Raw genomic sequence first — 24,238 nt, 5'->3', positions numbered from 1 at the left:
TGCTATTTACGCTTTCGTGTGGGGTGCGGGCGGCCGCCCTTGGTGCGGAACTTGAGCAGCCGCTTGGGCTGCACGCTTGGCGCCATCTGTTCCCTGGCCAACGACAACACTACGCCGACGGCACACAGCGACATCAGCAACGCTGAGCCGCCATAGGAAATGAAGGGCAGCGGCACGCCGATGACGGGAACGAGTCCGGTGACCACGGACATGTTCACGGTGGCCTGGCCGAGCAGCCACACCATGATGGTCCCTGCAAGGACGCGGTGGAAGAGGTCCTCCTGCGCCACCACCACACGGTAGATCGCGGCACCCAGGATGGCAAAGAGGATGAGCACGACGACTGTGCCCACCAGGCCGAGTTCCTCGCCGATGATCGCGAAGATGAAGTCGTTGTGGGCTTCCGGGATCCAGCTGTACTTTTGCCGGCTTTGCCCCAGCCCGACCCCCAGCCAACCGCCGGAGGCAAGCCCGTAGAGGCCGTTGGTTGACTGGTAGTTGGCGTCAATGCCTTCGCCGCAGGAGTTTCCGGTCCACCAGGACGTAATCCGGCACATCCGGTTGGAGCTTGTCACAGCCATGAACCCGGCCCCGGCCACGGCGACCAGGGCCGCGATGCCGAACATGTAGAGCGGGACGCCGGCAAAGAACAGCGCAGCGGCCATGATCATCATGATGATCATTCCAGTGCCGAGGTCATTCCCGGCCAGGACCAGCCCGATGATGCCGGCGGCAGCAGGAAGGACCGGAACCACTACGTGCTGCCAGCGGTGGAGCAGTTTTGCTTTGACCGCCAGCACGGTGGCCATCCAGAGCGCCAGGGCGAGCTTGGCCGCTTCTGACGGCTGGAAGGTGATGCCGCCGAATTCAATCCAGTTCTGGTTGCCGTTGGTACTCGTGCCGATCAGGAGCACGAGTACCAGGAGCACGTAGGCTCCGGCGATCCCCGGCCAGGCCAGGCGCTTGAGCCAGACCACGTTGACGCGCGAGAGGACGAACATCAGGAAAACACCGATGGCGGCGAACATGCCCTGCTTGAGTGCTGCCGTGTACGGCGACTCCCCCGCCGCGATCGCCTCGACGCTGGACGCGGACAGCACCATCATGATGCCGATGGCCGTCAGTGCGAGGGTGGACCCGAGGATCAGGTAGTACGTGGAACCGTTGCGTGACTTTCCGGTCCCTTCCAGCTTCGCCCAGAAACTCCGGTGCCAGCCGCGAAGCCTGGCCAGCGGCGGCACGTGGCCGGTCCCTGCGGTCCCGCGGGCCCGGTCCTTTGGCGACGGCGGTTTGGAACCTGCCGCCTTGCCTGTCCGCGAAGCCGGCGGGTGCGGGGTTGCGCCCCGCTGCCTGGCAGCCGGGGCACGGGTGGGCGTGCTGACCATTGTTACTCCTCGCCGGTCTGAGCCTGCCCTTCCACGAGCCCGCGGACAGCTTCAATGAAGGCGTCGCCACGGTGAGCGTAGGAAGAGAACTGATCCATGGAAGCAGCCGCCGGGGCCATGAGCACAGTGTCTCCCGGAGAAGCCAGCTGTGCCGCTGCGGCGACGGCCTGGGCCATCACAGTTTCCCCGTAAATCGGCGAGGGCACTGTGCCGGCATCGCCCGTCCCGGCTGACTGCACATTTTCAGTGTCGCCCTTCGTGCGCCCGATCACGGGGACATCCGGTGCGTGTCGCTTGAGGGCGTCCGAGAGCGCCGTGGTGTCCGCTCCGATCAGTACTACGGCCTTCAGCCGCGGCGCCTGTTCCTGGACAAGTTCGTCATAGCTCACGCCTTTGGAGAGACCGCCGGCGATCCAGATGACGTTGGTGAAGGCGGACAGCGACGCAGCAGCGGCGTGCGGGTTCGTGGCTTTGGAGTCGTTGATCCACAACACATCGTTGTACCGGGCTACAAGCTGGATGCGGTGTTCTCCGGGAATGTAGTCCTTCAGTCCTTGGCGTACCGCCTTCGGTTCCACACCGTAGGCCCGGACCAGGGCCGCTGCTGCCAGGGCGTTGGCCACCATATGGCGCGGGGCCACCGGGCCGAGGTCCGACATCGCGGCAAGCTCGGCAGCGCTGTCCTTGCGCTCGGGTATGAAGGCGCGGTCCACCAGGAGGCCCTCGACCACGCCGAGCATGCTGATGGCCGGCGTTAACGTTGTGAAACCGACGGCACGGCAGCCTTCCACGACGTCCGCGTTCTCCACCATGCGTTCTGTTTCGATCTGCTCGGCGTTGTAGATGCAGGCCTTTTGCGTCTGCTCATAAACCTTCGCCTTGTCGGCCAGGTACGAGGCGTAGGATCCGTGCCAGTCCACGTGGTCCTCAGCAACGTTGAGGCACACACTTGCGATCGGAGAGACGGAGTGGCTCCAGTGCAGTTGGAAGCTTGACAGCTCGACGGCAAGGACGTCGTATTCAACCGGGTCGCGCAGGGCGTCCAGGATGGGCGTTCCCACGTTTCCGACGGCGATGGCTTTGAGCCCGGCCGCCTGCAGCATGGATTCGGTGAGGCCCACCGTTGTGGTCTTCCCGTTCGTTCCGGTGATGGTCAGCCAGTCCGCGGTCTTGCGGCCCTTCCGTTCGCGCACGCGCCAGGCAAGTTCCACATCGCCCCATACCGGGATGTGGGACCGGGCAGCCGCCGCGAGAAGGGCCTGGTCCGGGCGCCATCCCGGTGACGTCACAATGAGGTCCGGTTTCAGGCCGTCAATTTTCGGCACGGAGTGCACGGCGTCCTCGCCGAGGAGGACATCCACGGCACCCACGATCTTCAGGGTGTCCGCCTGGGCCCGCGCCGTGGGACTGGTAGCGGCGTCAACCACCACAACACGGGCACCGAGTTCGATCAGGGTGTCTGCCGCGGCGAAGCCGGACACACCGATTCCGGTCACCACCACCCTGAGCCCGGCCCAGTCCGAGTCCCAGCTCACCAGGTTTTCGAGACGGGGAGACGTTGCCAGCGGCGAAGGTATAGGACTGCTCACAGCAGGACCACCCATTCTGCGTAGAAGATGCCCAGACCCGCGGCGACGAAGAGGCCGCCGAGGATCCAGAACCGGACCACCACGGTGACTTCCGCCCAGCCCTTGAGTTCAAAGTGGTGCTGGAGCGGAGCCATCTTGAAGAACCGCTTGCCCTTCGTGATCTTGAAGTAGCCCACCTGGATGATCACGGAAAGTGTGATGAGGACGAAAAGTCCGCCGATGAAGGCGAGCAGGAGTTCGGTCCGGGACAGGATGGCGAAGCCGGCGACGGCACCGCCGATGGCCAGCGAGCCGGTGTCGCCCATGAAGATTTTCGCCGGGGAGGTGTTCCACCACAGGAAGCCAACCAGGGCCGCACTCAAGATCGCGGCCAGCAGTGCCAGGTCCAGCGGATCCCGGACGGAATAGCAGCCGCCGCCGGTCTGCCGCGGCGAACCGCAGGCCTGGTTGCTCTGCCAGATGCCCATCAGTGTGTAGGCTCCGAACACCATCACCGAGGCCCCCGCCGCGAGCCCGTCCAGGCCGTCGGTGAGGTTCACGCCGTTGGTGGCAGCCGTCACGATCAGGTTGGACCACAGGACGAACAGAATGGCGCCGAGGACTGTGCCGCCGAAAGCAAGGTTCAGCCACGGGATGTCCCGCACCAGGGAGATCTGGGTGGATGCGGGGGTGACGCCGTCGGCATTGGGAAAGTTCAAGGCCAGGACAGCGAAAATGATGCCTACGGCGCCCTGCAGTACCAGCTTGGCTTTGGCGTTGAGGCCTAGGCTGCGCTGCTTGGAAATCTTGATGAAGTCGTCCAGGAATCCCACCAGCCCCATTCCCACCATGAGGAACAGGAGCAGGAGTGCGGAGGCCGACGGCCCGGGTGACCTTGGATTCATCATCCACATGATGAGGTGGGTCAGCGCGTAACTCAGCAGGACCGCTAAGACCACCACGGTGCCGCCCATGGTCGGGGTGCCGCGCTTGGTGTGGTGCGATGTGGGACCGTCGTCCCGGATGAACTGGCCGTAGCTCTTCCGCACCAGTAGACGGATGAACAGCGGGGTTCCCACCAACGCAAACAGCAGGGCCAGGCCAGCGCCGATCAGCAGTGCAATCACAGCGACTCGCTCCCTTCATTGGCGGTTGCTCGGACTTGTGGGGGTAATGCTATCCGATCACCCAGATGCCTCAGCCCCACACTGTTGGAGGACTTGAAGAGGACAAGATCGCCTGGTTCCAGCTCACGTTGGAGGAGGTCGTAGGCCTCGTCAACCGACTCGGTGAAGACGCACTCGTCGCCCCAGGAGCCTTCATTGACGGCGGAGACGTAGAGAGAACGGGCCTCGCGGCCAACCACTACCAGGCGCGAAATGTTGAGCCTCACCACCTGCGTGCCGACTGCCATGTGCTCTCGAATGGACTCATCGCCCAGTTCCAGCATGGCGCCCAGAACGGCCCAGGTCCGGCGTCCCCGGCCGAGGTCCGCCAGCGTCCGCAAGGCAGCGCGCATGGATTCGGGATTGGCGTTGTAGGCATCGTTGATGATGGTCACGCCGTCCGGCCGCTCGGTGCGTTCCATCCGCCAGCGGCTGGCCGCGGACTGTGTGCTGAGGGAGGCCGCGATCCGTTCACCCGTGACACCGGCAGCGTAGGCGGCTCCGGCCGCTGCCAGGAGGTTGGTCACGTGGTGTGCGCCAATGAGGCGGCTGCTTACCTGGTGCCCTTCGGTTTCGCCGGGGAAGAGAAGTTCGAACTCGGGATTTCCGGCCGGGTTCGTTTCGACGTGGACGGCACGCAGGTCGGCACCCGGGACGTCGTCAGCCGGCTGTGCCGAGAAGCCCAGGACGTTGGCAGTGGTCCTGCTCCTCATCGCGGCAACACGGCCGTCATCGAGGTTGACCACAGCGGTTCCGCTGTCGGGGAGGGCCTCAAGCAGCTCGCCCTTGGCAACGGCGATGTTGTCCACGCCGCCGAATTCACCGGCATGGGCGGTTCCAACGCCCAGGACCACTCCGATGGAGGGACGCACCATGTCCGCGAGATAGCGGATGTGGCCGATCCCGGTGGCGCCCATCTCGATCACCAGGTAGCGGGTGTCGAACCCGGCCCGGAAAACAGTGAGCGGAACACCCACTTCGCCGTTATAGGAGCCCTGGGGTGAAACGGTGCTGCCTTCGGCGGAAAGGATTCCGGAGAGGAGGTCCTTCGTGGTGGTTTTGCCGGCGGACCCGGTGATGCCGATGACGGTGAATTCCGTACCCTCAGCCTCACGGCGGGCACGGATGCGGCGCACTGATTCGGCGGCCAGTTCGCCCATGGCCAGGACCGCGTCCTTCACCACGATGGCGGGATACGTCGTGCCGGTGCCGTCGGTGACGTCCCGTTCCACGAGGGCCAGGGCGGCGCCGCGTTCAAAGGCTGCGCCGATGAAGTCGTGGCCGTCAGCGCTTTCGCCGGGCTTGGCCACATAGAGGGACCCCTCAGTGGCTTCCCGGGAATCGGTGACCACTGCCGAGGGCGTGATGGTCGGATCGGCGGCAAGGCGGCCGTCTGTAATTTCGGCTATTTCCGCCGCAGTAAATGCAATCATCTCGGTCTAGGACTCTATCCGCTCGTCATTCAGAACGGTGAATCCGCGTGCTGTCAAGGCCTCGCGGAGCTCCACCCTGTCGTCGAGCGCCAGGTTGACGCCGTTGACTTCCTGCCAGACTTCGTGGCCGCGCCCGGCTACCAGGATCGTGTCCTGCGGCTGCGCCATGTTGACGGCCTCCCGGATCGCCACGTCGCGCGGGTACGATTCCAGGATCGTGCAGCCAAGGCCGCCGGATTCCTTCGCCTCACGCGCGCCCGCCAGGACGTCCGCACGGATGGCGGCGGCGTCCTCGTCGTGGGGGTCGTCGTCGCTGATGATCACGACGTCCGCAAGCCGCGCCGCGATGGCCCCCATGGCCGGGCGTTTGCCCTGGTCCCGCTGTCCGGTGGCGCCGAAGACCACAATCACCCTCGAACCGGGTTCGGTTGAGCGCACAGCCTCCAGCGCACGCTGCAGGGCATCCGGGTTGTGGGCGAAGTCGACGACGGCGGCCGGCGCAGTGGAGACGAGCTGCATGCGTCCCGGAACGGCAACGGTGAACGGATCAGCCTCGTCCAGGGCAGCCTGCAGCGTGGCCGGCTCGACGCCGCTGGCCAGGACCATAACGGTCGCGAGGGCGGCGTTGGAAACATTGAAGCTTCCCGGCAGCCCCGTGTGTACACGCAGTTCGCTGCCGTCCCGGTGCCGCAGCCGGAACTGCGTGCCAAGGCCCCGGGGGGCGGCGGCCGTGACTGTCCAGTCAGCAGCCGGCGCCGCGGGATCGTTGGCCTGGGCGGTCGCCAGGGTGGTGACCGGAATTTCGGCCGCGGATGCGAGGCGGCGGCCCCACTCGTCGTCTACGGTGATCACGGCCGACTTGGCGTGCCGGGGCGTGAAGAGCCGGGCCTTGGTCTGGAAATATTCGTCCATGGTCCCGTGGAGGTCCAGGTGGTCCTGGGTGAGGTTGGTGAAGCCGGCGACGTCGAACTGCACGCCGTCGACGCGGTGGAACGATACTGCGTGCGAGGAGACCTCCATCGACGCAGCGTCCAGGCCGCGTTCACGCATCAGTGCCAGCAGCGCGTGAAGGTCGGTGGACTCAGGCGTGGTCAGCAGGCTGGGAATCGGCGCACCGCCCGCGAGGATCTCGATGGTGCCGATCAGGCCGGTCCGGCGGCCCAGCGCCTGCAGGAGCGCATTAATGAAGTACGTGGTGGTGGTTTTGCCGTTGGTGCCGGTAACACCGAACAGCGACGGCGAAGTCCCGCCTTCCGGCCGGCTCTGGTAGATCAGTGCCGCGAGCCCGCCCACGGCGCTGCGGGGCCCGTCAACCACCAGGACCGGTACGGGAGTGTCCGCTGACAACGCAAGCAGCCTGGCGCCGTCGTCGTCCGTCACTACCGCGACGGCGCCTGCCGCGACGGCCTGCGATACGAAGTCAGCTCCGTGCCTGGCGGCGCCGGGCAAGGCGACATAGAGATCGCCCGGCTGGACGGTCCTCGAGTTCAGGGAAATCCCGGTGACAGGGATGGAGCTGGATGCCCCGGGAACGACGACGCCGACAGACTCGCCGATGGTGCCAAGGGGCACCGCGGCAACGGCGGTCGGCCGGAACCCGGAACCGGGAACCGCGCCGCCCGTTGTATCGGTACTGCCTGGGGCATGGTGCTCTGACAAGTGGATCTCCGTTGGTGCTAGTGGATCACACCGGGCGTAGAGGACGTTCCCCTCGTACGTACGATGCTGTGGACGTGCTACTTGACGTATTGGGGCAGCCTGACCGGCTCGCCCGTCGATGGCGGAACGTTGTAGGTCCGCAGCGCCTGGCTCATCACGGAGCGGAATACCGGACCATTGGTGATTCCGTAGATACTGCCTTTGGGACGCTGCAGGACAACTTCAACAATAAACCGCGGATCGTCCATCGGCGCCATCCCCACCATCGAGGCCGTGTAGCCGCAGTATCCGGACTTGCCGTCGTCGCACGGAGATTCGGAGGTTCCCGTCTTGGCGCCGACGCGGTAACCATCGATGGCCGCGTCCTTGATCTGGCCCTCGGTCACTGCGCTCTCCAGGATGTCCCGCACCTGTTTCGCTGTTTCCTTTGACACGATTTGCCGGCTTTCCTTCGCCGGGACTTTCTCCTCGGTTCCGTCCGGGCTGATATAGCTGTCGATCAGGCGCGGCTGCAGCATGACTCCATCGTTGGCAATCGACTGGTAGGCACGGACGGTCTGCAGCGTGGATTGCGACACACCCTGGCCGAACAGGACGGTGTACTCCTGCCGGCCGTCCCACTGGTCGGCCGGGGTGAGGATGCCGCTCGCTTCGGCGGGAAGGCCGATGTCCGGGGCTTCGCCGATTCCGAACTTCTGCAGCCAGTCATGCCGCTGTTCCTTCGTGAGGCGCTGCCCGGCCATGACCGTTCCCGTGTTCATGGACCAGCCGAGGATGCCGGCCAGGGTCCGTTCCTCAGTCCCGTGATCGAACGAGTCAGTGAAGACCTGTCCGTCCACCACGTAGGACGGCGGGATGGTGAAATGGTCCAACGGGCTGGACTTGCCTTCTTCAATGACTGACGCGGCGGTGATCATCTTTTCCACGGAGCCCGGCTCGTAAGCGGCTGTCACCGAACGAACGCCGCGGTCCTTGGCTGCCACCTTTCCGGGGTCGTTGGGATCCGGGGCGTTGGTGTCTGCCATGGCGATGATGTTGCCGGTCTTGATGTCCTGGACAATGATGACGCCCCATTCGGCGCTCAGCTTGTCCGACTGGTTCTGGATGGCCTGCTGGGCAAAATACTGCAGGTCCGAGTTGAGGGTAAGCCGGATGTCCTTGCCGTCGACAGCGGGCGTCAGTTCGTCCACGCCAACCGGGATACGCAGGCCGTCTGCACCGATTTCGAAGAGCCGCTTGCCGGGAGTTCCCTTGAGGATCTCGTCCTGCGTCTGCTCCAGCCCCGCCTGGCCGGTTGTGCCGTCCTGCAGGAAGCCGACGATGCCGCCGGCCACGGCACCGTTGGGGTAGACGCGCTTGCTGGTTCCAACGGTGACGATTCCCGGAATCTGCAGCTTGGAAATCCGGTCCTCCATGTCGGGCTTAAGGTCCTTCGCCACGATGTAGTAGGGCTTCTCCCCCGTCAGTGCGTCCTTGACGTCTGCCGGATCCTGTCCCAGCACGGCTGCCAGCTCCTGGATGCCCTTGTCCCTGGAAACGGTAACGAGCTCTTCCTTGTCGCCGACGGTGTCCAGTCGTTTGAATGACTCCGTCTTCGTGTTGACGCGCTGATCCACCACCACGTTGTAGCGGATGACGCTGTTGGCGAGGACCGTCCCGTTCGCATCCAGGATGCTGCCGCGCTCGGCCGGGAGTTCTATCGGGGTAAGCCGGTTGTTCAGCGCCGCTTCGGCCATTCCGCCGATGTCCAGCCCCTGGACCATGAACAGTTTTCCGCCCACCACAAGCAGCAGCGCCAGCATCATGCCCAGGCCGAGGCGGAGCCTCCTGGTGGCGTTGGGCACTTTTGCGGTTGTCTTCTTGCCGGTGCTCTTCGCCACGGTGAGTCCTTGCTGGTTGCGTACTGGTGAGCAGTCCTGTCAGTTACTGTCCGGGCGTCTTTTGCTGCGGAGCCGGCACTGATCCTCCGTGGAGATTAACCGCGGGCTTAGGGGCAGCCGCCGCCGGTGCCGAAGCCGCAGGAGCCGAAGCCGCGGGAGCGGCGGCCTCAGCCGGCTTTCGGACAGCCAACGGTTCCTTGGTCGTGGCGGGCGGCACCACCGTCAGCTGACCGGCGACGGCAGGCGCTGCAATGATGGCTCCCGGCTTGTCACCCTTGACCGCGGGCTTCGGGGTACCGCTGACGGTCAGTGTGGACAGGTCGATCTGGCCCTTGCCAGTGGAAGCTACCATGCCCAGTTCCGTGGCCTTGGCGGCCAGGTTCTGGGGAGCATCGAAGTTCTGGACCTGCTGTGTCAGGTCCTGGTTTTGCTTTGTCAGGGTGGACTGCTCACTCCGGAGCTGCACCAGCTGGTACTGGGCCGTGGAGACGGAAATGTTGAGTACCAGGACCGCCATGAGCGCCACGGCGAGCAGCGCGAAGCAGAGCACGACGAAAGGGGCCCTGCGCTTGCGGGGCGTGGAGCGGACCACGGACAGCGGGGTCCGCAGTTTGCGTTCGGATCCTTCCGAGGGCTTGATCCCCGTGAGGGCACGGGCCGCCGTACCTGACACGACTGGGAAGTTCTTAGCAGCGGCGGTGCTCATGCGGCCCTCCTGGCTCTGATTCGTTCTACGGCGCGCAACCGGGCGGATGCTGCGCGTGGGTTTTCGGCGATTTCTTCTGCCGTGGGCACCTCGGTGCCTTTGGTCAGGGTCTTGAGCTCGGGCTTGTGCTCTTCCAGTTCCACCGGGAAACCCAGCGGCGCTGAGGACTTGGAACCGGCCTGGAAGACTTTCTTGACGATCTTGTCCTCCAGCGAGTGGTACGACATGACCACAACGCGGCCCCCCATGGCGAGTGCATCCACGGCAGCGGGAACCGCACGTTCCAGGACATCAAGTTCTTCGTTGACTTCGATCCGCAGGGCCTGGAAGGTCCGTTTGGCCGGGTGTCCGCCGGTCTTTGCCGCGCCGGCCGGAACGACCGCCCGGATGGTGTCTACCAGTTCACCGGTGGTGGTGAACGGCTTTGCCTCGCGAGCCGCCACGATGCGGTTGGCGATCCTGCCGGCGAACTTTTCTTCACCCCACTTGCGGATGATCCGGACCAGGTCCTCTTCGCTGTAATTGTTAACCACGTCAGCGGCCGTCTGGCCGCGGCTGGTGTCCATGCGCATGTCCAGCGGCGCATCAAAGGAGTAGGCAAAACCTCGCTCGCGCTCGTCCAGCTGCAGGGAAGAAACCCCCAGGTCCATGAGGACACCGTGGACTTCGATAACGCCAAGATCCCGGAGGACATCCGGGATCTCATCGTAAACAGCGTGGACCAGGTCGGTCCTGTCCGCGAAGCGCTTCAAACGCTCCCCGGCGAGGGCCAGCGCCTCTTCGTCGCGATCGATCCCGATCAGGTGGAGGTCCGGAAACCGTTGGAGCAGGGCTTCGGAGTGGCCGCCCATTCCCAGGGTTGCGTCGATGACCACGGGCGTCTCGCCCCGCTGGCGTGCAGCTTCAATTCCCGGGGCCAACAAATTGATGCACCGGTCCTTGAGGACCGGTACATGGCGTTCGGACGTGGGTTTTGGCTGGTTGGGATCGCTCATACCTTCGTCCTTTCGTGCCTGGTTGTGCCTCGGTAGGCAGCGTTGGTCCTCGGTGTGCTTCTTGAACCAGATCCCCATCCGCGCCTATCCGGGCGTCCGCCTGGCTCCGGGGAAGTGAGCCAGGAAAACGTTCGGATGGGCGGCTGGAGATCTCGTTCAAGAAACGTTGCTGTTGTCGCCTCCGGGCCTCAGAAGATTCCCGGGATGGCGTCATCGGTTTCAGAGAAGGAGGTTTCCTTCTCTGCCAGGTACTCGTTCCAGGCCTGGGCATCCCAGATCTCCGCGCGGGAGCCGGCGCCGATGACGGCAAGCTCCCTGCCAAGACCTGCGTATGCCCGGAGTGCGGGAGGAATAGTCACGCGCCCCTGCTTGTCAGGTACCTCGTCCGAGGCTCCAGAGAGAAAAACCCGGATGTAGTCACGAGTCTGCTTGGAGGAGATGGGCGCCTCCCGCATTTGCTCGTGAATCCGTCCGAATTCCCGCTCACTGAAGACGTAGATGCAGCGTTCCTGGCCCCTGGTGAGTACCAATCCGCTGGCAAGTTCCTCGCGGAACTTCGCTGGGAGGATGATCCGCCCCTTTTCGTCCAAACGCGGCGAATGAGTGCCAAGAAACATGGCCACCCGCCTGTCTGTCGTCAGGAGCTGCACGTCCCCTGTGCTGCCACTACCCTCTTACCTGCTCCACTTTACTCCACATCGCTCCACAGTCAACGCGACACGGAAGATTCCTCCCGGGATTGGAGGAATCCGGGCCCGGAAATCCAGGGGTTTCCGGGCGGTGGTGCAAAGTGGAGGGATTTTGGCGCCGGTGGCGCATGGGGCGCGCCAGGGAATATACGACGGCGGCCGGTGGGGATCCGCCCGGACGTCCGGGCCCGCAGTGGGGCGATTAAATGCAAAAGACCCGCCGGGGCGGGTCTTCCTGCAGGCCTGCCCGCGGGCAGGTGGTGCGAAGTGGAGACTTAGGGAATGGCAGTCACGGACCGGCTGTCAGGACGGGGTTGTCACGGTTCACCGCGGCGGCGTTCGTCCCAGCGTTCTTCCAGACCGCTCATGAACGAGCTGCGCCCCTTGCCGGCCTTCTTGCCTCCGGCCGGTTTGGCTTTGCCGGCAGCGGAACTACGCATCGTTGCGAAATAGACTCCGGCTCCCATCACGATGAACCCGAGGACACCAACAAAAATGCTCTGAAGTGATACGCCCACCAGCAGGAGGAGGACACCGGCCAGGGTGGCCAGCACGCCTATCACTATGTGGCGTGTGGACCAGTTACGGCCCGGATCCGATCCCATTGAGTTGGCAAACTTCGGATCGTCCTCGTGCAGCTGCTTCTCCAGCTGCTCGAGCAACTTCTGTTCGTGCTCCGAGAGCGGCATCACGACCTCCTTAAGTCGGCCAACGTCCGGACCTGCCGTGGCCTTTATGTTGTCAATCCGATAACGACCGGCATGCGCAGGAGGTTCCCGGCCACCGTATATCGGGCAACCGGATTCCACGCATTCGGACGGCGGGCTGATACAGACGGCTTTTGGTATGTCCAGACGTTCGAAATCTATGTATATCTAAGGATAGTTTGTTGCGCCCTGTTCTGAAAGACACTCACACGCGGCGCACCCCGCCGTCGGCGGCGCTGCATCCAAGGGCGACGGGCGCACCGGGTAAGCAGCTTTTTTGCCGGCAGTCGGCCGGGGAAAAGTCAGTCAGCGGCGGTGTTCGGGTCCAGCAGCCGTGCAGGGAGCACCGACTTGGAACCGAACTTCTCCGCCACCCTGTCCAGGGCCTGTTCCGCGGCCCGCCAGTTGTCGTCGCGGCGGTCAAAGCTCAGCTGCAGCGAGGTCTGGGCTGCATCCTCAAGCTGCTCCGCCCTTACGCCAACAAGGCGGACTGTCATGGCTCGCGGGCCGAGCGATTCCAGCAGCTGAACCGTGACGGCATAGATCAACTGGGCACTGTCCACCGGGGCATGCACCGTCCTGCTGCGCGTGATGGTGGAGAAATCGGTGTAGCGAAGCTTCAGGGAGATAGTCCTGGCGACCATCCCCGTGCTTCTGAGCCGCTCGGCGGTGCGGTGCGACAAGCGCAGCAACTCCCGGTGCAGAAGGGCGTCGTCCGCGGTGTCCACGGCAAACGTCTCCTCGGCACCGATACTCTTCTCGAGGCGGACCGGAGTCACAGGCCGCGGATCAATCCCCCAGGACAGCCGGTAGACGTGCTCGCCTGACGCCCCGAGGAGCTTCTTCAGTGCGGACGGCGGGGTTGCGGCAACATCCGCCACGCTGCGGATCCCCATTCGCGCCAGCACCTCCCCCGTCTTGGCCCCCACGCCCCACAGCGCATTGACGGGAAGGCTGTGCAGGTAGGCAACGGTCTCGTCCGGTCCGATCAGCAGGAGCCCGTCCGGTTTACAGCGGGTGGACGCTATCTTGGCCACGAACTTGCTGGCGGCGATGCCAACGGACGCGGTGATACCGAGTTCGTCCCGCACACGCCGGCGAATAATTGCGCCGATCTCACGCGGGCTCCCCAGCCGCCGGATGGCTCCGCCGACGTCGAGGAAGGCTTCGTCGACGCTCAGGGGCTCCACCAGGTCAGTGATAGAACCGAAGATGGCCATCAGCTGCGCGGACACCTCGTAGTACAGCTTGTGCCTTGGCTCGATGATGACTGCCGAGGGGCACATGCGCGCCGCCATAGCCATGGGCATTGCAGACTTGACGCCAAATTTCCGCGCCTCGTAGGAAGCGGACAGCACCACCGACCGGTCCGCCGGATAGCCCACAATGACCGGTTTTCCGACCAGTTCCGGACGGCTCCGGAGTTCCACGGAGACGAAAAATGCGTCCATGTCCACGTGCATGATGCTGCTTCGACGTAGCTCCCGGAGGGTCGCTTCGAGCTGCTGTTTATCCTGTTCCGACCCCACGTCTTCAATCCTATGCCGTGGGACTGACTAAACTGGAGGCTGCATCCGGCGTCAACACCAGGAGGACTGTCCCTGTGAAGGTAATTGGAAAGCTCAAGCCTGCGGGCTGCGCAGTGATTGTGGCCGGCGCGGTGCTTGCCCTGGCTGCGTGCACCCCGGCCGATTCCGGAGCCAAGGCAACCGGGACCGCCAGCGCTTCAGCTTCCGCCACCGAGCAGGTATCCACCACGGCACCGGCCAGCCCTTCGGCGTCGCCGGGTACCACTGCGGTCGTCGGTGCACTCGTCGACGGCTTCCCGGAGAAGCTGTTGCCCGTGATGCCGGGGGCCAGGGTGGTATCAAGCAGCTTCGACAAGACGACCGCTCCGGCCACTGCAGCGCTGGTGGGTAACATCAGTTCGCCGGCCGCCGCCGTCGTGGCTTTCTACACAAAGGAGCTGGAGGCCCAAGGCTTCAAGGCGGTGCCCGGTGAGAACGTGGGTGCAGTCGCGTCCAAGGATTTCCTCCGCGGCGACAACGAAACAGTGAACGTTGCAGTGGTGGAGACCGGCGGGGTCTCCACATTCACCATCGGTGCCAACGTCGCAGCTGAGTCCGCGAAGTGACGGTCGCGGAGCAGCTGCGCCTGGAACAGACGGCATTCGTAGCCGCCGTCGCCGGCAAGCTTAACGACTTCCTGGCCACACGCCAGTCCGTGATGTCCGCCATTTCACAGGATATTGATCCGCTGATGGGCTCCATCTCCAACCTGGTTACCGGCGGCAAGCGGCTGCGTGCACTGATGTGCTACTGGGGTTGGCGTGGCGCCGGCGGTGAGGCTGCTGCCACCGAGGTGGTCACTGCCGGATCTGCCCTGGAGCTTTTCCAGGCAGCAGCGCTGATTCATGATGACATCATCGACCGCTCGGATACCCGGCGCGGAGGTCCCAGTGTGCACCGGCGGTTCAGCCAGCTGCATGAAGACCAGGGGTGGGCCCTGGACAGCGAACGGTTCGGCCATGCCGCAGCCATCCTGACCGGCGACCTCTGCCTCTCCTTCAGCGAAGAAACGTTCACGGACATAGGCGAGGCGGCAGCGTCGGGAAGCCAGGCCAGGCTGATCTTCAACCTGATGCGCGCCGAAGTGATGGCGGGGCAGTACCTTGACATCCTGGAAGAAGTAGCCGGTCCCATGCGCGACCGGGCGGGAGCCGTCAGCAGGGCCCAGTCAATAATCCGGTTCAAGTCAGCGAAGTACTCAACGGAGCACCCGCTTGCCCTGGGAGGCGCCTTGGCAGGTGCTTCCGACGAACTGCTTCGCGGCTATTCAGCGTTCGCCCTGCCGCTTGGGGAAGCATTCCAACTACGGGACGACGTACTCGGTGTCTTCGGTGATCCGGTGACCACCGGTAAGCCCGCTGGCGATGACTTGCGGGAAGGAAAGCGTACGGTCCTGGTTGCCTTCGCCCTGGACCAGGCTTCCCCGGAGGAATCCCGTTTCCTCGATGCGAAGCTTGGAAGCCCGGACCTGTCCGATGACGACGTGGAGGAAATCCGCCGCATCATCGTGGACTGCGGCGCGCTCCAGGCTACTGAAGTCCTGATTGAGGAATTCGGCCGTGCCGCCTTCGCGGAACTGGACCTGCTGCCGCTGGACGATCTCCCCAAGACGGCCCTGCGGAAACTGGCCGAGGCAACCGTCAGCCGCGCCGCCTGATTGTGGCGGCGCGGCCACCGCGCTCAGCATGTAGTGCGGGGGGCCTGGACAGTATTACCAGGCCAGGGACTGTGCCCGTCGGCGGATCTCGGTCTTCCGGCCTTCGCGCAGCGCATCAATCGGACGGCCCCGCAGAGATTCATCCGGGGTGAAAAGCCAGGTAATGAGTTCTTCATCGGTATAGCCGGCGTCCGAGAGGACCACGACTGTCCCTTTCAGGCTCTCTACCGGATGGCCGTCCTGCATAAAGTCGGCGGGAACGGACCTGATCCGGCGTTCGCCGACCCTGAGGGCCACCAGCGCCTTTTCGTCCAGCAATCCATGGACCTTAGTGATGGATACGTTCATCATTTCTGCAACGTCGGGCAGCGGCAGCCATTCGCCTACAAGGCTTTCTACAGTACTCACGGATCAAGATTGCCACGGCGGGTGCTAATGCGCCTAGTCAGCGCAAACGGGGGCGCGAACCCTCGAATCGACACTCCGAAAAAAGGCATATATCCAATGCCACACATTTCTTGTGCTAATCGGCAATTCGTGAGAGATTCACATAGATCACATTTGCATCAACACTAACTTTAGTAACACTAGTACCATTCGTAACAACGGCCTGACCGACAGCATTTGCCGCTGAGAAGAGGATCACTCCCATGACGACGCCCCGATCGCCAAAGCAGCACACCAGGCCAAGCCTGCCCATGATTGCGGCAACCACGGCTGCCCTCCCGGCAGTCGTCCTTTCCTCGCTGGCCATTGCCCAGCCGGCGGCGGCGGAATCCCGCCCGCGGACCGTGCCTGCGACCCTCGCGGCGGCAATTCAGGCCCAGGAAGCCGCCATTAAGGCCGGCGTCATTCCCGCGGCCTCGGTTTCGACGGCCCTCCCCGCATCCCTGCGGCCCGCCCAGCCCTCCGCGCCGGCCGAGTACACCATTGCCCGCGGTGACACCATCAGCGGCATCGCCGGTCGCTACGGCCTTGACACCAACGCCATCCTGAAGCTGAACAACCTGCAGCCGAACACCATCATTTATCCGGGGCAGAAGATCAAGCTGACCGGTTCGGCACCGGCCCCCTCCGCTCCGGCGGCAAAGCCGGAGGCTCCCGCCCCTGCCACCTCAGCCGGCAATGTCTACACCGTTAAGTCCGGCGACACACTGGGCGCCATCGCGGCACGGCACGGCGTCAAGTTGTCCGAGGTGTTGAGCTGGAACGGACTGAATATGAACTCCATCATTTACCCGGGCCAGAAGATCAAGATCGGCGGCGGCCAGGCGCCGGCTCCTGCTCCGGCGGCTACTCCTGCTCCGGCACCGGCTCCGGCCACCAGTTCGGGCTCTTACACCGTGAAGTCAGGCGATACTTTGTCCGCCATCGCCGCAAAGCACGGGGTCAAGCTGTCAGACATTTTGGCCGCGAACAAGCTGACCATGACCAGCGTCATCTTCCCCGGCAACAAGCTGGCCATCCCCGGCGGGTCCTCGATCCAGCCGGCAGCCAGCGTTACTCCCCTGGTGCCGAGTTCCTTCCTCGGATTCACCTACCCGTCCGCCGTGGTCTCCTCCGCCAACCAGAACAAGGCCCTGCTCAACTCTTCTCCCGTACCCACCAGGGAGCAGATGAAGTCGATCGTTGCGGACACGGCACGTCGGATGGGCGTGGATCCCTCGCTTGCCCTTGCCTTCGCCTACCAGGAGTCCGGCTTCGACCAGCGCGCAGTCTCGCCGGCCAACGCCATCGGCACCATGCAGGTCATCCCGACGTCGGGCGAATGGGCCTCTGATCTCGTGGGCCGCAAGCTGAACCTGCTCGATCCCTACGACAACGCAACCGCAGGCGTGGCCATCATCCGCCAGCTGATCCGCACCAGCAAGGACCTGGACAACGCCATCGCCGGCTATTACCAGGGCCAGTACTCCGTCAGCAAAAACGGCATGTTCGACGACACGAAGGCATACGTGGCAGCGATCAAGGCGCACAAGAAGAACTTCAGCTAAACCGCGCCGGCGCCGGGAAGCGGGTGCCGGGAGGGTAACGATACGGGTCCGGATTGCATGTCGATTCGGGCCCGTTTCCGTGTAGCACTTAGGATCGTAGGGTGCAGGATAAAGTGTCGGACCCCCTCGTTGGAACGCTGGTGGACAACCGTTACCGGGTTCAGTCAAGGCTGGCGCGCGGCGGAATGTCCACCGTTTACCTCGCGACGGACCAACGTCTGGAGCGCGACGTCGCATTGAAGGTCCTCCACCCGCACCTGGTCAATGACGGTAACTTCCTGGACAGGCTTGGCCGTGAGGCCAAGGCCGCGGCCAAGCTGTCCCACGCCCATGTGGTGGGCGTCCTTGACCAGGGCAGCGACGGCCACACTGCCTACCTGGTGATGGAGTACATCAAGGGCCACACGCTCAGGGACGTCATCAAGGAGAAGGGGGCGCTGTCTCCCCGGCTGGCCCTGGCGCTGATCGACCCCGTGGTTGAAGGGCTGGGGGCGGCGCATGCCGCAGGGCTCATCCACCGGGACATCAAACCCGAAAACGTCCTGATCGCCGACGACGGCCGAATCAAGGTCGGTGACTTCGGGTTGGCCCGTGCGGTCACCACCTCAACGAGCACCGGGGCGCTGATCGGCACCGTGGCCTACCTGTCACCGGAGCTCGTTCTCGGCCGGCAGGCGGATGCCCGCAGCGACATTTACTCCGTGGGCATCATGTTGTACGAAATGATCACCGGCAGGCAGCCCTTCGACGGCGAAGTCCCCATCCAGGTGGCCTACCAGCACGTCAATTCCTCCGTGGAAGCCCCCTCGGCGGTCGTTCCGGGGCTGGCAGCCGAAGTCGACGAGCTGGTCCAGTGGTGCACGGCGGGCGATCCCGAACAGCGCCCGGTCGACGGCAACGCACTCTTGTCCGAACTCAGGCACATCCGGACCAACCTGACCGACGCTGAACTGGATCTCCAGCCCCCCGCAGCGATCGCCGCCGTCGCCCATTCTCCGTCGGGGCTCCGCCCGCCTGCGCACCCGCCGTCCCATCGTCCTTCAGAGGCCCCGTCCACGGAGCGCCGGGACCAGACGGAGATCCTGTCCGCCGGGCAGCATCCAACGGAAATCATCAACCGCCAAAGCAATCCCACCACGGTGCTGTCGGCTGCGCGCCGGCCGGGCCAGTTCGGTGCACTGGCCGCCCCGGCGGAGCCGGAGCCCGCCTTTGCGGATCCGGGCGACGACGGGCCGGACACCGCGGTTCCGTTGAGCAAGCGTGCCCAACGCAAGCTGGACCGCGACGCCGCCAAGGCCGAGTCCAAAGCCGCGTCCACTCCGGTGCGCTCGCTCCGCGAAGGCAACCCGCGCCGTCGCGGCCTTCTATGGATCATCATCCTGGTGATCGCGGCTTTGCTCGCCACCGGCGCCGGCTGGTTCTTTGGCATGGGACCCGGCTCCCCGGGGACCATACCCAGGGTGGCCAACAAAACCGTCGCCGAGGCCCAGCAGCTGCTTGGCACAGCGGGATTCCAGTCCACCACGAAGGATGTCTTCGACGACGACATCCGGGCCGGCCTCGTCGTGGGTACCGAACCCGAAGCAGGGCGGGAAATCCGCAAGTTCCAGATGGTGTCGCTGTTCGTTTCCAAAGGCCCGCAACTCTTTCCGCTGCCCGGAATGAGCGGCAGATCCCTGGATGAGGCGAAGAGCCAGCTCAACAGTGCCGAGATGGCCCTGGGCAGCGTCACAGAGACGTACAGCGAAACCGAGCCGGCGGGTACAGTCCTCGCCCAGGACCCCGCGGCGGGCACCCCGTCCAGGCGCGGCACGCCTGTCAGCCTCACTGTCTCCAAGGGGCCCGAACCCATTCCTGTGCCCGACGTGCGCGGCCAGGAACAGGGCGCCGCAGTCAAAGCGCTGGAGGCCGCGGGATTGAAGGCTGTGATCTCACCCGAAACGGTCAACGACAAGAAGGTCCCCAAGGGCGCCGTGGTGGCCCAGGAGCCATCCAACGGCACCCTCACCCGGGGTGCGCCTGTCACCCTTACGGTATCCAAGGGGCCCAAGCTCGTGAATGTGCCCAGCTATATCGGCAAGCAGGCCAATGATGCACGCAAGGCGCTGGAGAAGCTCGGCTTCGAGGTCCGGGTCAACAACGTCCTGGGCGGCTTCTTCGGAACCGTTCGGGACCAGGATCCGGTGGACACCCAGGTTCCCGAAGGTTCCGTCGTTACCCTCACCGTCGTCTGAGCGCAACCGGCACCGCTCGAAGCAGCCGCCACACCAAAAAGCTCCGCCCGGCTGGTCCAGCCGGGCGGAGCTTTTCGGTCAATCAGGGCAGCGGGTCAGCGCTTGGACAGGGCTCCTGCGACGAGGAACGCCATTTCCAAGGACTGCATGTGGTTCAGGCGCGGATCGCAGACTGATTCGTAGCGGTCGAGGAATGCTTCCTGGTCGATGGGGTCCGCGCCGCCGAGGCACTCTGCGACGTCGTCGCCGGTCATTTCGACGTGCAGGCCGCCCGGAATGGTGCCCAGCGAGTGGTGCACCTCGAAGAAGCCGCGCACTTCGTCGATGACGTCATCGAAGTTGCGGGTTTTGTAACCGTTGGGCGACGTGACCGTGTTCCCGTGCATGGGATCGGTGACCCAGAGGACCTGTGCGCCGGACGCCGTGACCTTTTCGACGATGGCGGGGAGCTTCTCCCGGATGTTCCCGGCGCCCATCCGGGTGATGAAGGTCAGGCGGCCCGGTTCGCGGTCCGGATCCAGCTTGTCGATGAGCCGCAGGGCATCGTCGCCCGAAGTGGAGGGCCCCAGCTTGACTCCGATCGGGTTGCGGACCCGGGACAGGAAGTCCACGTGGGCGTGGTCCAGTTCGCGGGTGCGTTCGCCGATCCAGAGGAAATGCGCCGACGTGTCGTACGGAAGCCCCGTACGTGAATCGATGCGGGTCAGTGCGCGCTCGTAGTCCAGCAGCAGCGCCTCGTGGCTCGCAAAGAACTCAACCCGCTTCAGGGCTTCGAAATCCGCCCCGCAGGAAGCCATGAACTTGATGGCCCGGTCAATGTCACGTGCCAAGGACTCGTAGCGGGCGTGTGCCGGGTTCTCGGTGAAGCCCTTGTTCCAGTGGTGGACGAGGCGCAGGTCGGCGAAACCGCCCTGCGTGAACGCCCGGATAAGGTTCAGGGTCGATGCGGAGGTGTGGTACGCCTTGAGCATCCGGCCGGCGTCGTGGGCCCGGGATTCCGGGGTGAAGTCGTAGCCGTTGACGATGTCGCCGCGGTATGCCGGGAGTGTCACGCCGTCGCGCGTTTCATCGTTGGAGGACCGCGGCTTGGCGAACTGTCCGGCCATGCGGCCCATCTTGATGACCGGCATCGCTGCGCCGTAAGTCAGGACGACCGCCATCTGCAGGATGGTCTTGACCCTGGCGCTGATCTTGTCCGCCGTCGCGGCCTCAAACGTTTCAGCGCAGTCGCCGCCCTGGAGCAGGAAGGCCTTGCCTTGTGCTGCCGCGGCGAGCCGTTCACGGAGGATGTCCACCTCGCCGGCAAATACAAGCGGCGGAAGGACGGAAAGTTCCTTTACCGACGCGTCAAAGACCTCTTTGTTTTGCCAGCTGGGCTGCTGGGAAACCGGCAGTTCCCGCCAGTGGTCCAGTCCCGGATAGTTGGCGGCACCGCTCTGGGCGGTACTGGTCAGCAGGGAGGCAGGTTTTGCAGATAGCTCAGTCACACTACAAGACTAGTTCCCGTATCCGGGTTTCCGCACCGTAACCGTCATCAGCCCCAAACCGCCGTCACAGAACCTGGACACCAAAGGCGGCGTCACGCGTTTCCGGGCTCCGCGGGACCGTTGTCCCCGGAGCCGGCGGAGCCGGTGGAGGCATCGGTGGGTTTCCCTGCCAGCCTGAGCTTAACTACCGCCGCGTATTCGTCCACGTATTCCTGCCCGGACAGCCGCATGAGCTCGTACATGATTTCGTCGGTCACGGACCGCTGGATCAGGCGGTCGTCTTCCATGCCGTAGTACCGGCTGAAGTCCAGCGGTTCACCGAAGATCATGCCGATGCGCCTGATGTTCGGCATCCGTTTGCCAATGGGCTGGACCTTGTCGGTCCCAATCATGGCTACCGGAATCACGGGAACCCTCGCCTGCAGGGCAAGCTTCGCGACACCGACTTTGCCCCGGTACAGCCGTGAATCGGGGCTGCGCGTGCCTTCGGGATAGATGCCCAGCAGCGAACCATGCGACAGGACGTCCATGCCGGCATTAAGCGACGCCGCCGAAGCCGCTCCCCCGGAACGGTCCATGGGCAGCTGGTTTGTCAGCCGGAAGAACAGTGCAGTCAGCCTGCCCTTGAGGCCGGTGCCGGTGAAGTACTCCGACTTCGCCAGGAAGATCACGGGACGCGGAACCATCAGAGGCATAAAGATGGAGTCGGAGAACGACAAATGGTTGGACGCCAGGATGGCGGCGCCTTCCGCGGGCACATTGTCGAGCCCCTTGACCCAGGGCCGGAACAGGAGCTTCAGCACCGGTCCCAGGACGAAGGTCTTCATGAACCAATAAAACACGTGGTGTACCTCTCCGGAAGGCGTCTGGCCGGCCCTCCGTCGGGTCCGGCCAGGACTTCAATGCAACCCTACTCTAGTGAGATTTGCCGCGAATGGTGACACGATGGGCACATGAGAGAAAGCAGCAAACAGACTGTGCCTGCCGCTTTCAGCTACCCCGGCCACGGAAACAACGCCCGGATCGGCGTCGCCATCTGCCACGGCTTCACCGGGAGTCCGCTCAGCGTCATGCCGTGGGCACTGCACCTGGCGGAGCAAGGGTTTGCCGTCTCCGTCCCGCTCCTGCCCGGGCACGGGACCCACTGGCGCGAGCTGGCCCGTTCGGGCTGGCGTGAATGGGCCGGCGCATTCGAAACTGCCTACCTTGAACTCGCGGCCCGGACCGACACCTGCTTCGTCGCCGGGCTCTCCATGGGCGGCGCCGTCGCGCTGCGCACGGCGTCACGCCACCGTGTTGCCGGTGTAGCCGTGGTTAATCCCGGACTCAGCTTCTACGACCGGCGGGTTCGTATTATCGGCATCCTGAAGTACTTCCAACCGACCACGCTGCCGATTGTGGAGGCCAACCCCACGGCTGCCACCACCGAGGACGGCGACTATTCGCAAACGCCGCTCGCCGCCGTCCACCAGCTGAAGAAGCTGTTTGCCGCTGCCCGCCGCGGACTGCCCCGGGTGACAGCGCCGGTCCTGGTTTTCAAGTCGGACACCGACGAGGTTGTGCCGCCGTCGTCCCTGGAGCTGATCCGGCGGCGGCTGGGGTCGGCGGAACTTCGCGTGGTGCCGCTGCCCAACAGCGGTCACGTGGCCACGCTGGACAACGATGCGCCCGCGATCTTCGGGCATTCCACCACCTTCTTCCACGAGCACGCGCCGCACCACGTATCCTCGGAGACATCATGAGTATTGCCGCCGACCACAGCCCTTTCAGCAGTCCCTTTACCGGCGACGGTCCCTCGATCGGTGTCGCCGTTTCCCATGGCTTCACCGGAAGCCCGCACGGTGTGCGGGCCTGGGCCCAATCGCTGGCCGACGCCGGATTTGCGGTGCGGATGCCGCTCCTGCCCGGACACGGCACCAGCTGGCAGGAACTGGCCAGGACGCGTTGGCAGGAGTGGTATTCCGCCTACGACAAGGCCTACCTTGAGCTCGAAGCTGAATGCGATCACGTCTTCACTGCCGGGCTGTCCATGGGAGGGGCACTGGCGTTGCGGGTGGCGGCATTGCGTCCCGTGGCGGGCACCATCGTGGTCAATCCCGGCCTGGTCATCGATGATCCCCGCGCGCCGCTGGCCGGGATCCTGAAGCTGGTCCTGAAAAGCACCCCTGCCATTGCGAACGACATCCTCAAGCCGGACACGGATGAAGGCGCATATCCGCGGACACCCGTGGCAGCGGCGCACGAGCTCAACAAGATGTTCAAGGACACCAGGCGGCTGCTGCCGCAGATCACGGCACCTGTTCGCGTGTTCCGCTCCACAGTGGATCACGTGGTGTCCGACTCGAGCATCGTGGCGCTGCGCCGGGGCCTCACCAACGCCCGGCTCCAGCTGAGCGCTTTGGAAAACAGCTACCACGTGGCCACCCTGGACAACGATGCCGCGGAGATCTTCAGCGGGACCACGGAGTTCATCCGCACCGTAGTTCCGGGAGCACAGGTTCCGGGAGCACCGGTTCCGGAAAACGCGGACGCCTCCCCCGCCAGCCCCGAAGGACACGGCCGATGACCAGATCTGACTCCAATTCCTCGGACCAGAGCGCCAACCAGGACGACGCCGTGTGGCTTGACCTGGTTTCCCGGCTCGAGGGCACCGACACGCCGGCTCCTGCCGGGGACGGCAGCGAACCGCACAAACGGCCTTTCCGCGACTTCGACCCGCTGGGCCTCGCCGGCAGCGCTCCAACGGAGCCCTCGGCGGCCGAACGCGGGGCCGCCGTCCGTGCACCCCAGCCGGGGGCGGACAACGCAGGCGCGGACCGCGCGGAACCAGCCAGCGGGCCCCGTGACTACGAGGCCGACGACGACGAGCCTTTCGTTCCGGAGGAACCCCCGAGCCTGGCCGGCAGTGACCCGCTGACCGTGCTGGCCTGGCTGGGCGCCGTGGGCGGACCCGTCGCCCTGGTGCTGTCCGCCATGTTCTGGAGATCCGCGCCACTCATGGCTATTTTGGGGATCGTCGCCGCGTTCGTCGTCTCAGTGATCTACCTGATCATGCAACTGCCGCAGGAAAAGGATGAGCACGACGACGGCGCCAGGGTTTAGCGTTTCGA

Annotated in this window: 21 protein-coding genes; 7 read left to right on the top strand and 14 right to left on the bottom strand. The window is 64.6% G+C overall.

All coding sequences use genetic code 11. The features are described 5' to 3' along the window. Positions 1-2 precede the first annotated feature (2 nt). The 11 genes from ftsW to dinB form a co-directional block, all read right to left on the bottom strand. Complete coding sequence (gene ftsW / locus ACSQ12_RS08050) at positions 3-1,385, bottom strand: putative lipid II flippase FtsW (RefSeq protein WP_209745988.1); 1,383 nt, start codon at positions 1,383-1,385, stop codon at positions 3-5. A 2-nt stretch (positions 1,386-1,387) separates the two neighbouring features. Next, a complete protein-coding gene (murD, locus tag ACSQ12_RS08045; RefSeq protein WP_436064980.1) occupies positions 1,388-2,989 on the bottom strand; it encodes a UDP-N-acetylmuramoyl-L-alanine--D-glutamate ligase in 1,602 nt (533 codons plus the stop codon). After that, positions 2,971-4,080 carry a phospho-N-acetylmuramoyl-pentapeptide-transferase gene (mraY, locus tag ACSQ12_RS08040; protein ID WP_436064979.1) on the bottom strand — a complete coding sequence of 370 codons (1,110 nt, stop codon included), beginning with the start codon at positions 4,078-4,080 and terminating at the stop codon, positions 2,971-2,973. Before mraY ends, murD begins: the two co-directional genes overlap by 19 nt. After that, positions 4,077-5,552: a UDP-N-acetylmuramoyl-tripeptide--D-alanyl-D-alanine ligase gene (locus tag ACSQ12_RS08035; protein ID WP_436064978.1), complete on the bottom strand. Its 1,476-nt coding sequence runs from the start codon at positions 5,550-5,552 to the stop codon at positions 4,077-4,079. The genes mraY and ACSQ12_RS08035 overlap by 4 nt, the downstream gene beginning before the upstream one ends. 6 nt (positions 5,553-5,558) lie before the next feature. Continuing rightward, positions 5,559-7,211 carry a UDP-N-acetylmuramoyl-L-alanyl-D-glutamate--2,6-diaminopimelate ligase gene (locus tag ACSQ12_RS08030; RefSeq protein WP_436064977.1) on the bottom strand — a complete coding sequence of 551 codons (1,653 nt, stop codon included), beginning with the start codon at positions 7,209-7,211 and terminating at the stop codon, positions 5,559-5,561. A 77-nt stretch (positions 7,212-7,288) separates the two neighbouring features. Beyond that, positions 7,289-9,091, bottom strand: a complete 1,803-nt coding sequence (locus tag ACSQ12_RS08025) for a peptidoglycan D,D-transpeptidase FtsI family protein (RefSeq protein ID WP_209745999.1) — start codon at positions 9,089-9,091, stop codon at positions 7,289-7,291. 43 nt (positions 9,092-9,134) lie between these two features. Continuing rightward, entirely contained in the window at positions 9,135-9,797 is a 663-nt protein-coding gene (locus ACSQ12_RS08020) for a hypothetical protein (protein WP_209746001.1), read from the bottom strand. Continuing rightward, positions 9,794-10,792: a 16S rRNA (cytosine(1402)-N(4))-methyltransferase RsmH gene (gene rsmH / locus ACSQ12_RS08015; protein WP_209746003.1), complete on the bottom strand. Its 999-nt coding sequence runs from the start codon at positions 10,790-10,792 to the stop codon at positions 9,794-9,796. The genes ACSQ12_RS08020 and rsmH overlap by 4 nt, the downstream gene beginning before the upstream one ends. Before the next feature lie 188 nt (positions 10,793-10,980). Then, the gene (mraZ, locus tag ACSQ12_RS08010; RefSeq protein ID WP_011691421.1) at positions 10,981-11,409 is read right to left on the bottom strand and encodes a division/cell wall cluster transcriptional repressor MraZ; all 429 of its coding nucleotides are present in this window, start codon (positions 11,407-11,409) and stop codon (positions 10,981-10,983) included. A 389-nt stretch (positions 11,410-11,798) separates the two neighbouring features. Then, positions 11,799-12,170: a DUF3040 domain-containing protein gene (locus tag ACSQ12_RS08005; RefSeq protein ID WP_011691420.1), complete on the bottom strand. Its 372-nt coding sequence runs from the start codon at positions 12,168-12,170 to the stop codon at positions 11,799-11,801. Between the two features lie 320 nt (positions 12,171-12,490). Further along, on the bottom strand, positions 12,491-13,651 hold the full coding sequence (dinB, locus tag ACSQ12_RS08000) for a DNA polymerase IV (RefSeq protein ID WP_436066957.1): 1,161 nt from the start codon (positions 13,649-13,651) through the stop codon (positions 12,491-12,493). 140 nt (positions 13,652-13,791) lie between these two features. On the opposite strand from dinB, the gene ACSQ12_RS07995 reads away from it, so the two are divergent. Together ACSQ12_RS07995 and ACSQ12_RS07990 are read left to right on the top strand one after the other, a co-directional pair. Beyond that, a complete protein-coding gene (locus ACSQ12_RS07995; protein ID WP_436064976.1) occupies positions 13,792-14,322 on the top strand; it encodes a hypothetical protein in 531 nt (176 codons plus the stop codon). After that, positions 14,319-15,413 (top strand): polyprenyl synthetase family protein, encoded by a 1,095-nt coding sequence (locus ACSQ12_RS07990; protein ID WP_011691417.1) that lies wholly within the window; start codon positions 14,319-14,321, stop codon positions 15,411-15,413. The genes ACSQ12_RS07995 and ACSQ12_RS07990 overlap by 4 nt, the downstream gene beginning before the upstream one ends. Before the next feature lie 54 nt (positions 15,414-15,467). Here the strand turns inward: ACSQ12_RS07990 and ACSQ12_RS07985 are convergent, their stop codons facing one another. After that, complete coding sequence (locus ACSQ12_RS07985) at positions 15,468-15,821, bottom strand: Rv2175c family DNA-binding protein (RefSeq protein WP_011691416.1); 354 nt, start codon at positions 15,819-15,821, stop codon at positions 15,468-15,470. A gap of 242 nt (positions 15,822-16,063) precedes the next feature. Here ACSQ12_RS07985 and ACSQ12_RS07980 point away from each other — a divergent pair, with 242 nt between their 5' ends. Then, positions 16,064-17,407, top strand: coding sequence for a lytic transglycosylase domain-containing protein (locus ACSQ12_RS07980; protein WP_209746009.1), 1,344 nt, complete (start codon positions 16,064-16,066; stop codon positions 17,405-17,407). A 101-nt stretch (positions 17,408-17,508) separates the two neighbouring features. Further along, on the top strand, positions 17,509-19,641 hold the full coding sequence (locus tag ACSQ12_RS07975; protein ID WP_436064975.1) for a protein kinase domain-containing protein: 2,133 nt from the start codon (positions 17,509-17,511) through the stop codon (positions 19,639-19,641). 95 nt (positions 19,642-19,736) lie between these two features. On the opposite strand, the gene ACSQ12_RS07970 is transcribed toward ACSQ12_RS07975, so the two are convergent. Continuing rightward, positions 19,737-21,128: a class II 3-deoxy-7-phosphoheptulonate synthase gene (locus ACSQ12_RS07970; RefSeq protein WP_209746013.1), complete on the bottom strand. Its 1,392-nt coding sequence runs from the start codon at positions 21,126-21,128 to the stop codon at positions 19,737-19,739. 92 nt (positions 21,129-21,220) lie between these two features. Then, positions 21,221-21,970: a lysophospholipid acyltransferase family protein gene (locus ACSQ12_RS07965; RefSeq protein ID WP_436064974.1), complete on the bottom strand. Its 750-nt coding sequence runs from the start codon at positions 21,968-21,970 to the stop codon at positions 21,221-21,223. Positions 21,971-22,081: 111 nt separating this feature from the next. Here ACSQ12_RS07965 and ACSQ12_RS07960 point away from each other — a divergent pair, with 111 nt between their 5' ends. The 3 genes from ACSQ12_RS07960 to ACSQ12_RS07950 are packed head-to-tail and all read left to right on the top strand — an operon-like array spanning position 22,082 to position 24,230. After that, the gene (locus ACSQ12_RS07960) at positions 22,082-22,870 is read left to right on the top strand and encodes an alpha/beta hydrolase (RefSeq protein WP_436064973.1); all 789 of its coding nucleotides are present in this window, start codon (positions 22,082-22,084) and stop codon (positions 22,868-22,870) included. Next, positions 22,867-23,694, top strand: coding sequence for an alpha/beta hydrolase (locus tag ACSQ12_RS07955; RefSeq protein WP_436064972.1), 828 nt, complete (start codon positions 22,867-22,869; stop codon positions 23,692-23,694). The genes ACSQ12_RS07960 and ACSQ12_RS07955 overlap by 4 nt, the downstream gene beginning before the upstream one ends. After that, positions 23,691-24,230 (top strand): hypothetical protein, encoded by a 540-nt coding sequence (locus ACSQ12_RS07950; protein ID WP_436064971.1) that lies wholly within the window; start codon positions 23,691-23,693, stop codon positions 24,228-24,230. The genes ACSQ12_RS07955 and ACSQ12_RS07950 overlap by 4 nt, the downstream gene beginning before the upstream one ends. Positions 24,231-24,238 lie beyond the last annotated feature (8 nt).

It is taken from the genome of Arthrobacter sp. LjRoot14 (genome assembly GCF_964253905.1).
Taxonomy (GTDB): domain Bacteria; phylum Actinomycetota; class Actinomycetes; order Actinomycetales; family Micrococcaceae; genus Arthrobacter.
Note: the sequence above shows the minus strand (reverse complement) of the source record. Positions and strands in the feature narration are given on the sequence as shown.

Coding starts and splice junctions, on each gene's coding strand:
- ftsW (WP_209745988.1), bottom strand. CDS start 1,385: ATGGTCAGCACGCCCACCCGTGCCCCGGCTGCCAGGCAGCGGGGCGCA.
- murD (WP_436064980.1), bottom strand. CDS start 2,989: ATGGGTGGTCCTGCTGTGAGCAGTCCTATACCTTCGCCGCTGGCAACG.
- ACSQ12_RS08035 (WP_436064978.1), bottom strand. CDS start 5,552: ATGATTGCATTTACTGCGGCGGAAATAGCCGAAATTACAGACGGCCGC.
- ACSQ12_RS08020 (WP_209746001.1), bottom strand. CDS start 9,797: ATGAGCACCGCCGCTGCTAAGAACTTCCCAGTCGTGTCAGGTACGGCG.
- rsmH (WP_209746003.1), bottom strand. CDS start 10,792: ATGAGCGATCCCAACCAGCCAAAACCCACGTCCGAACGCCATGTACCG.
- mraZ (WP_011691421.1), bottom strand. CDS start 11,409: ATGTTTCTTGGCACTCATTCGCCGCGTTTGGACGAAAAGGGGCGGATC.
- ACSQ12_RS08005 (WP_011691420.1), bottom strand. CDS start 12,170: ATGCCGCTCTCGGAGCACGAACAGAAGTTGCTCGAGCAGCTGGAGAAG.
- dinB (WP_436066957.1), bottom strand. CDS start 13,651: ATGCACGTGGACATGGACGCATTTTTCGTCTCCGTGGAACTCCGGAGC.
- ACSQ12_RS07980 (WP_209746009.1), top strand. CDS start 16,064: ATGACGACGCCCCGATCGCCAAAGCAGCACACCAGGCCAAGCCTGCCC.
- ACSQ12_RS07960 (WP_436064973.1), top strand. CDS start 22,082: ATGAGAGAAAGCAGCAAACAGACTGTGCCTGCCGCTTTCAGCTACCCC.
- ACSQ12_RS07955 (WP_436064972.1), top strand. CDS start 22,867: ATGAGTATTGCCGCCGACCACAGCCCTTTCAGCAGTCCCTTTACCGGC.
- ACSQ12_RS07950 (WP_436064971.1), top strand. CDS start 23,691: ATGACCAGATCTGACTCCAATTCCTCGGACCAGAGCGCCAACCAGGAC.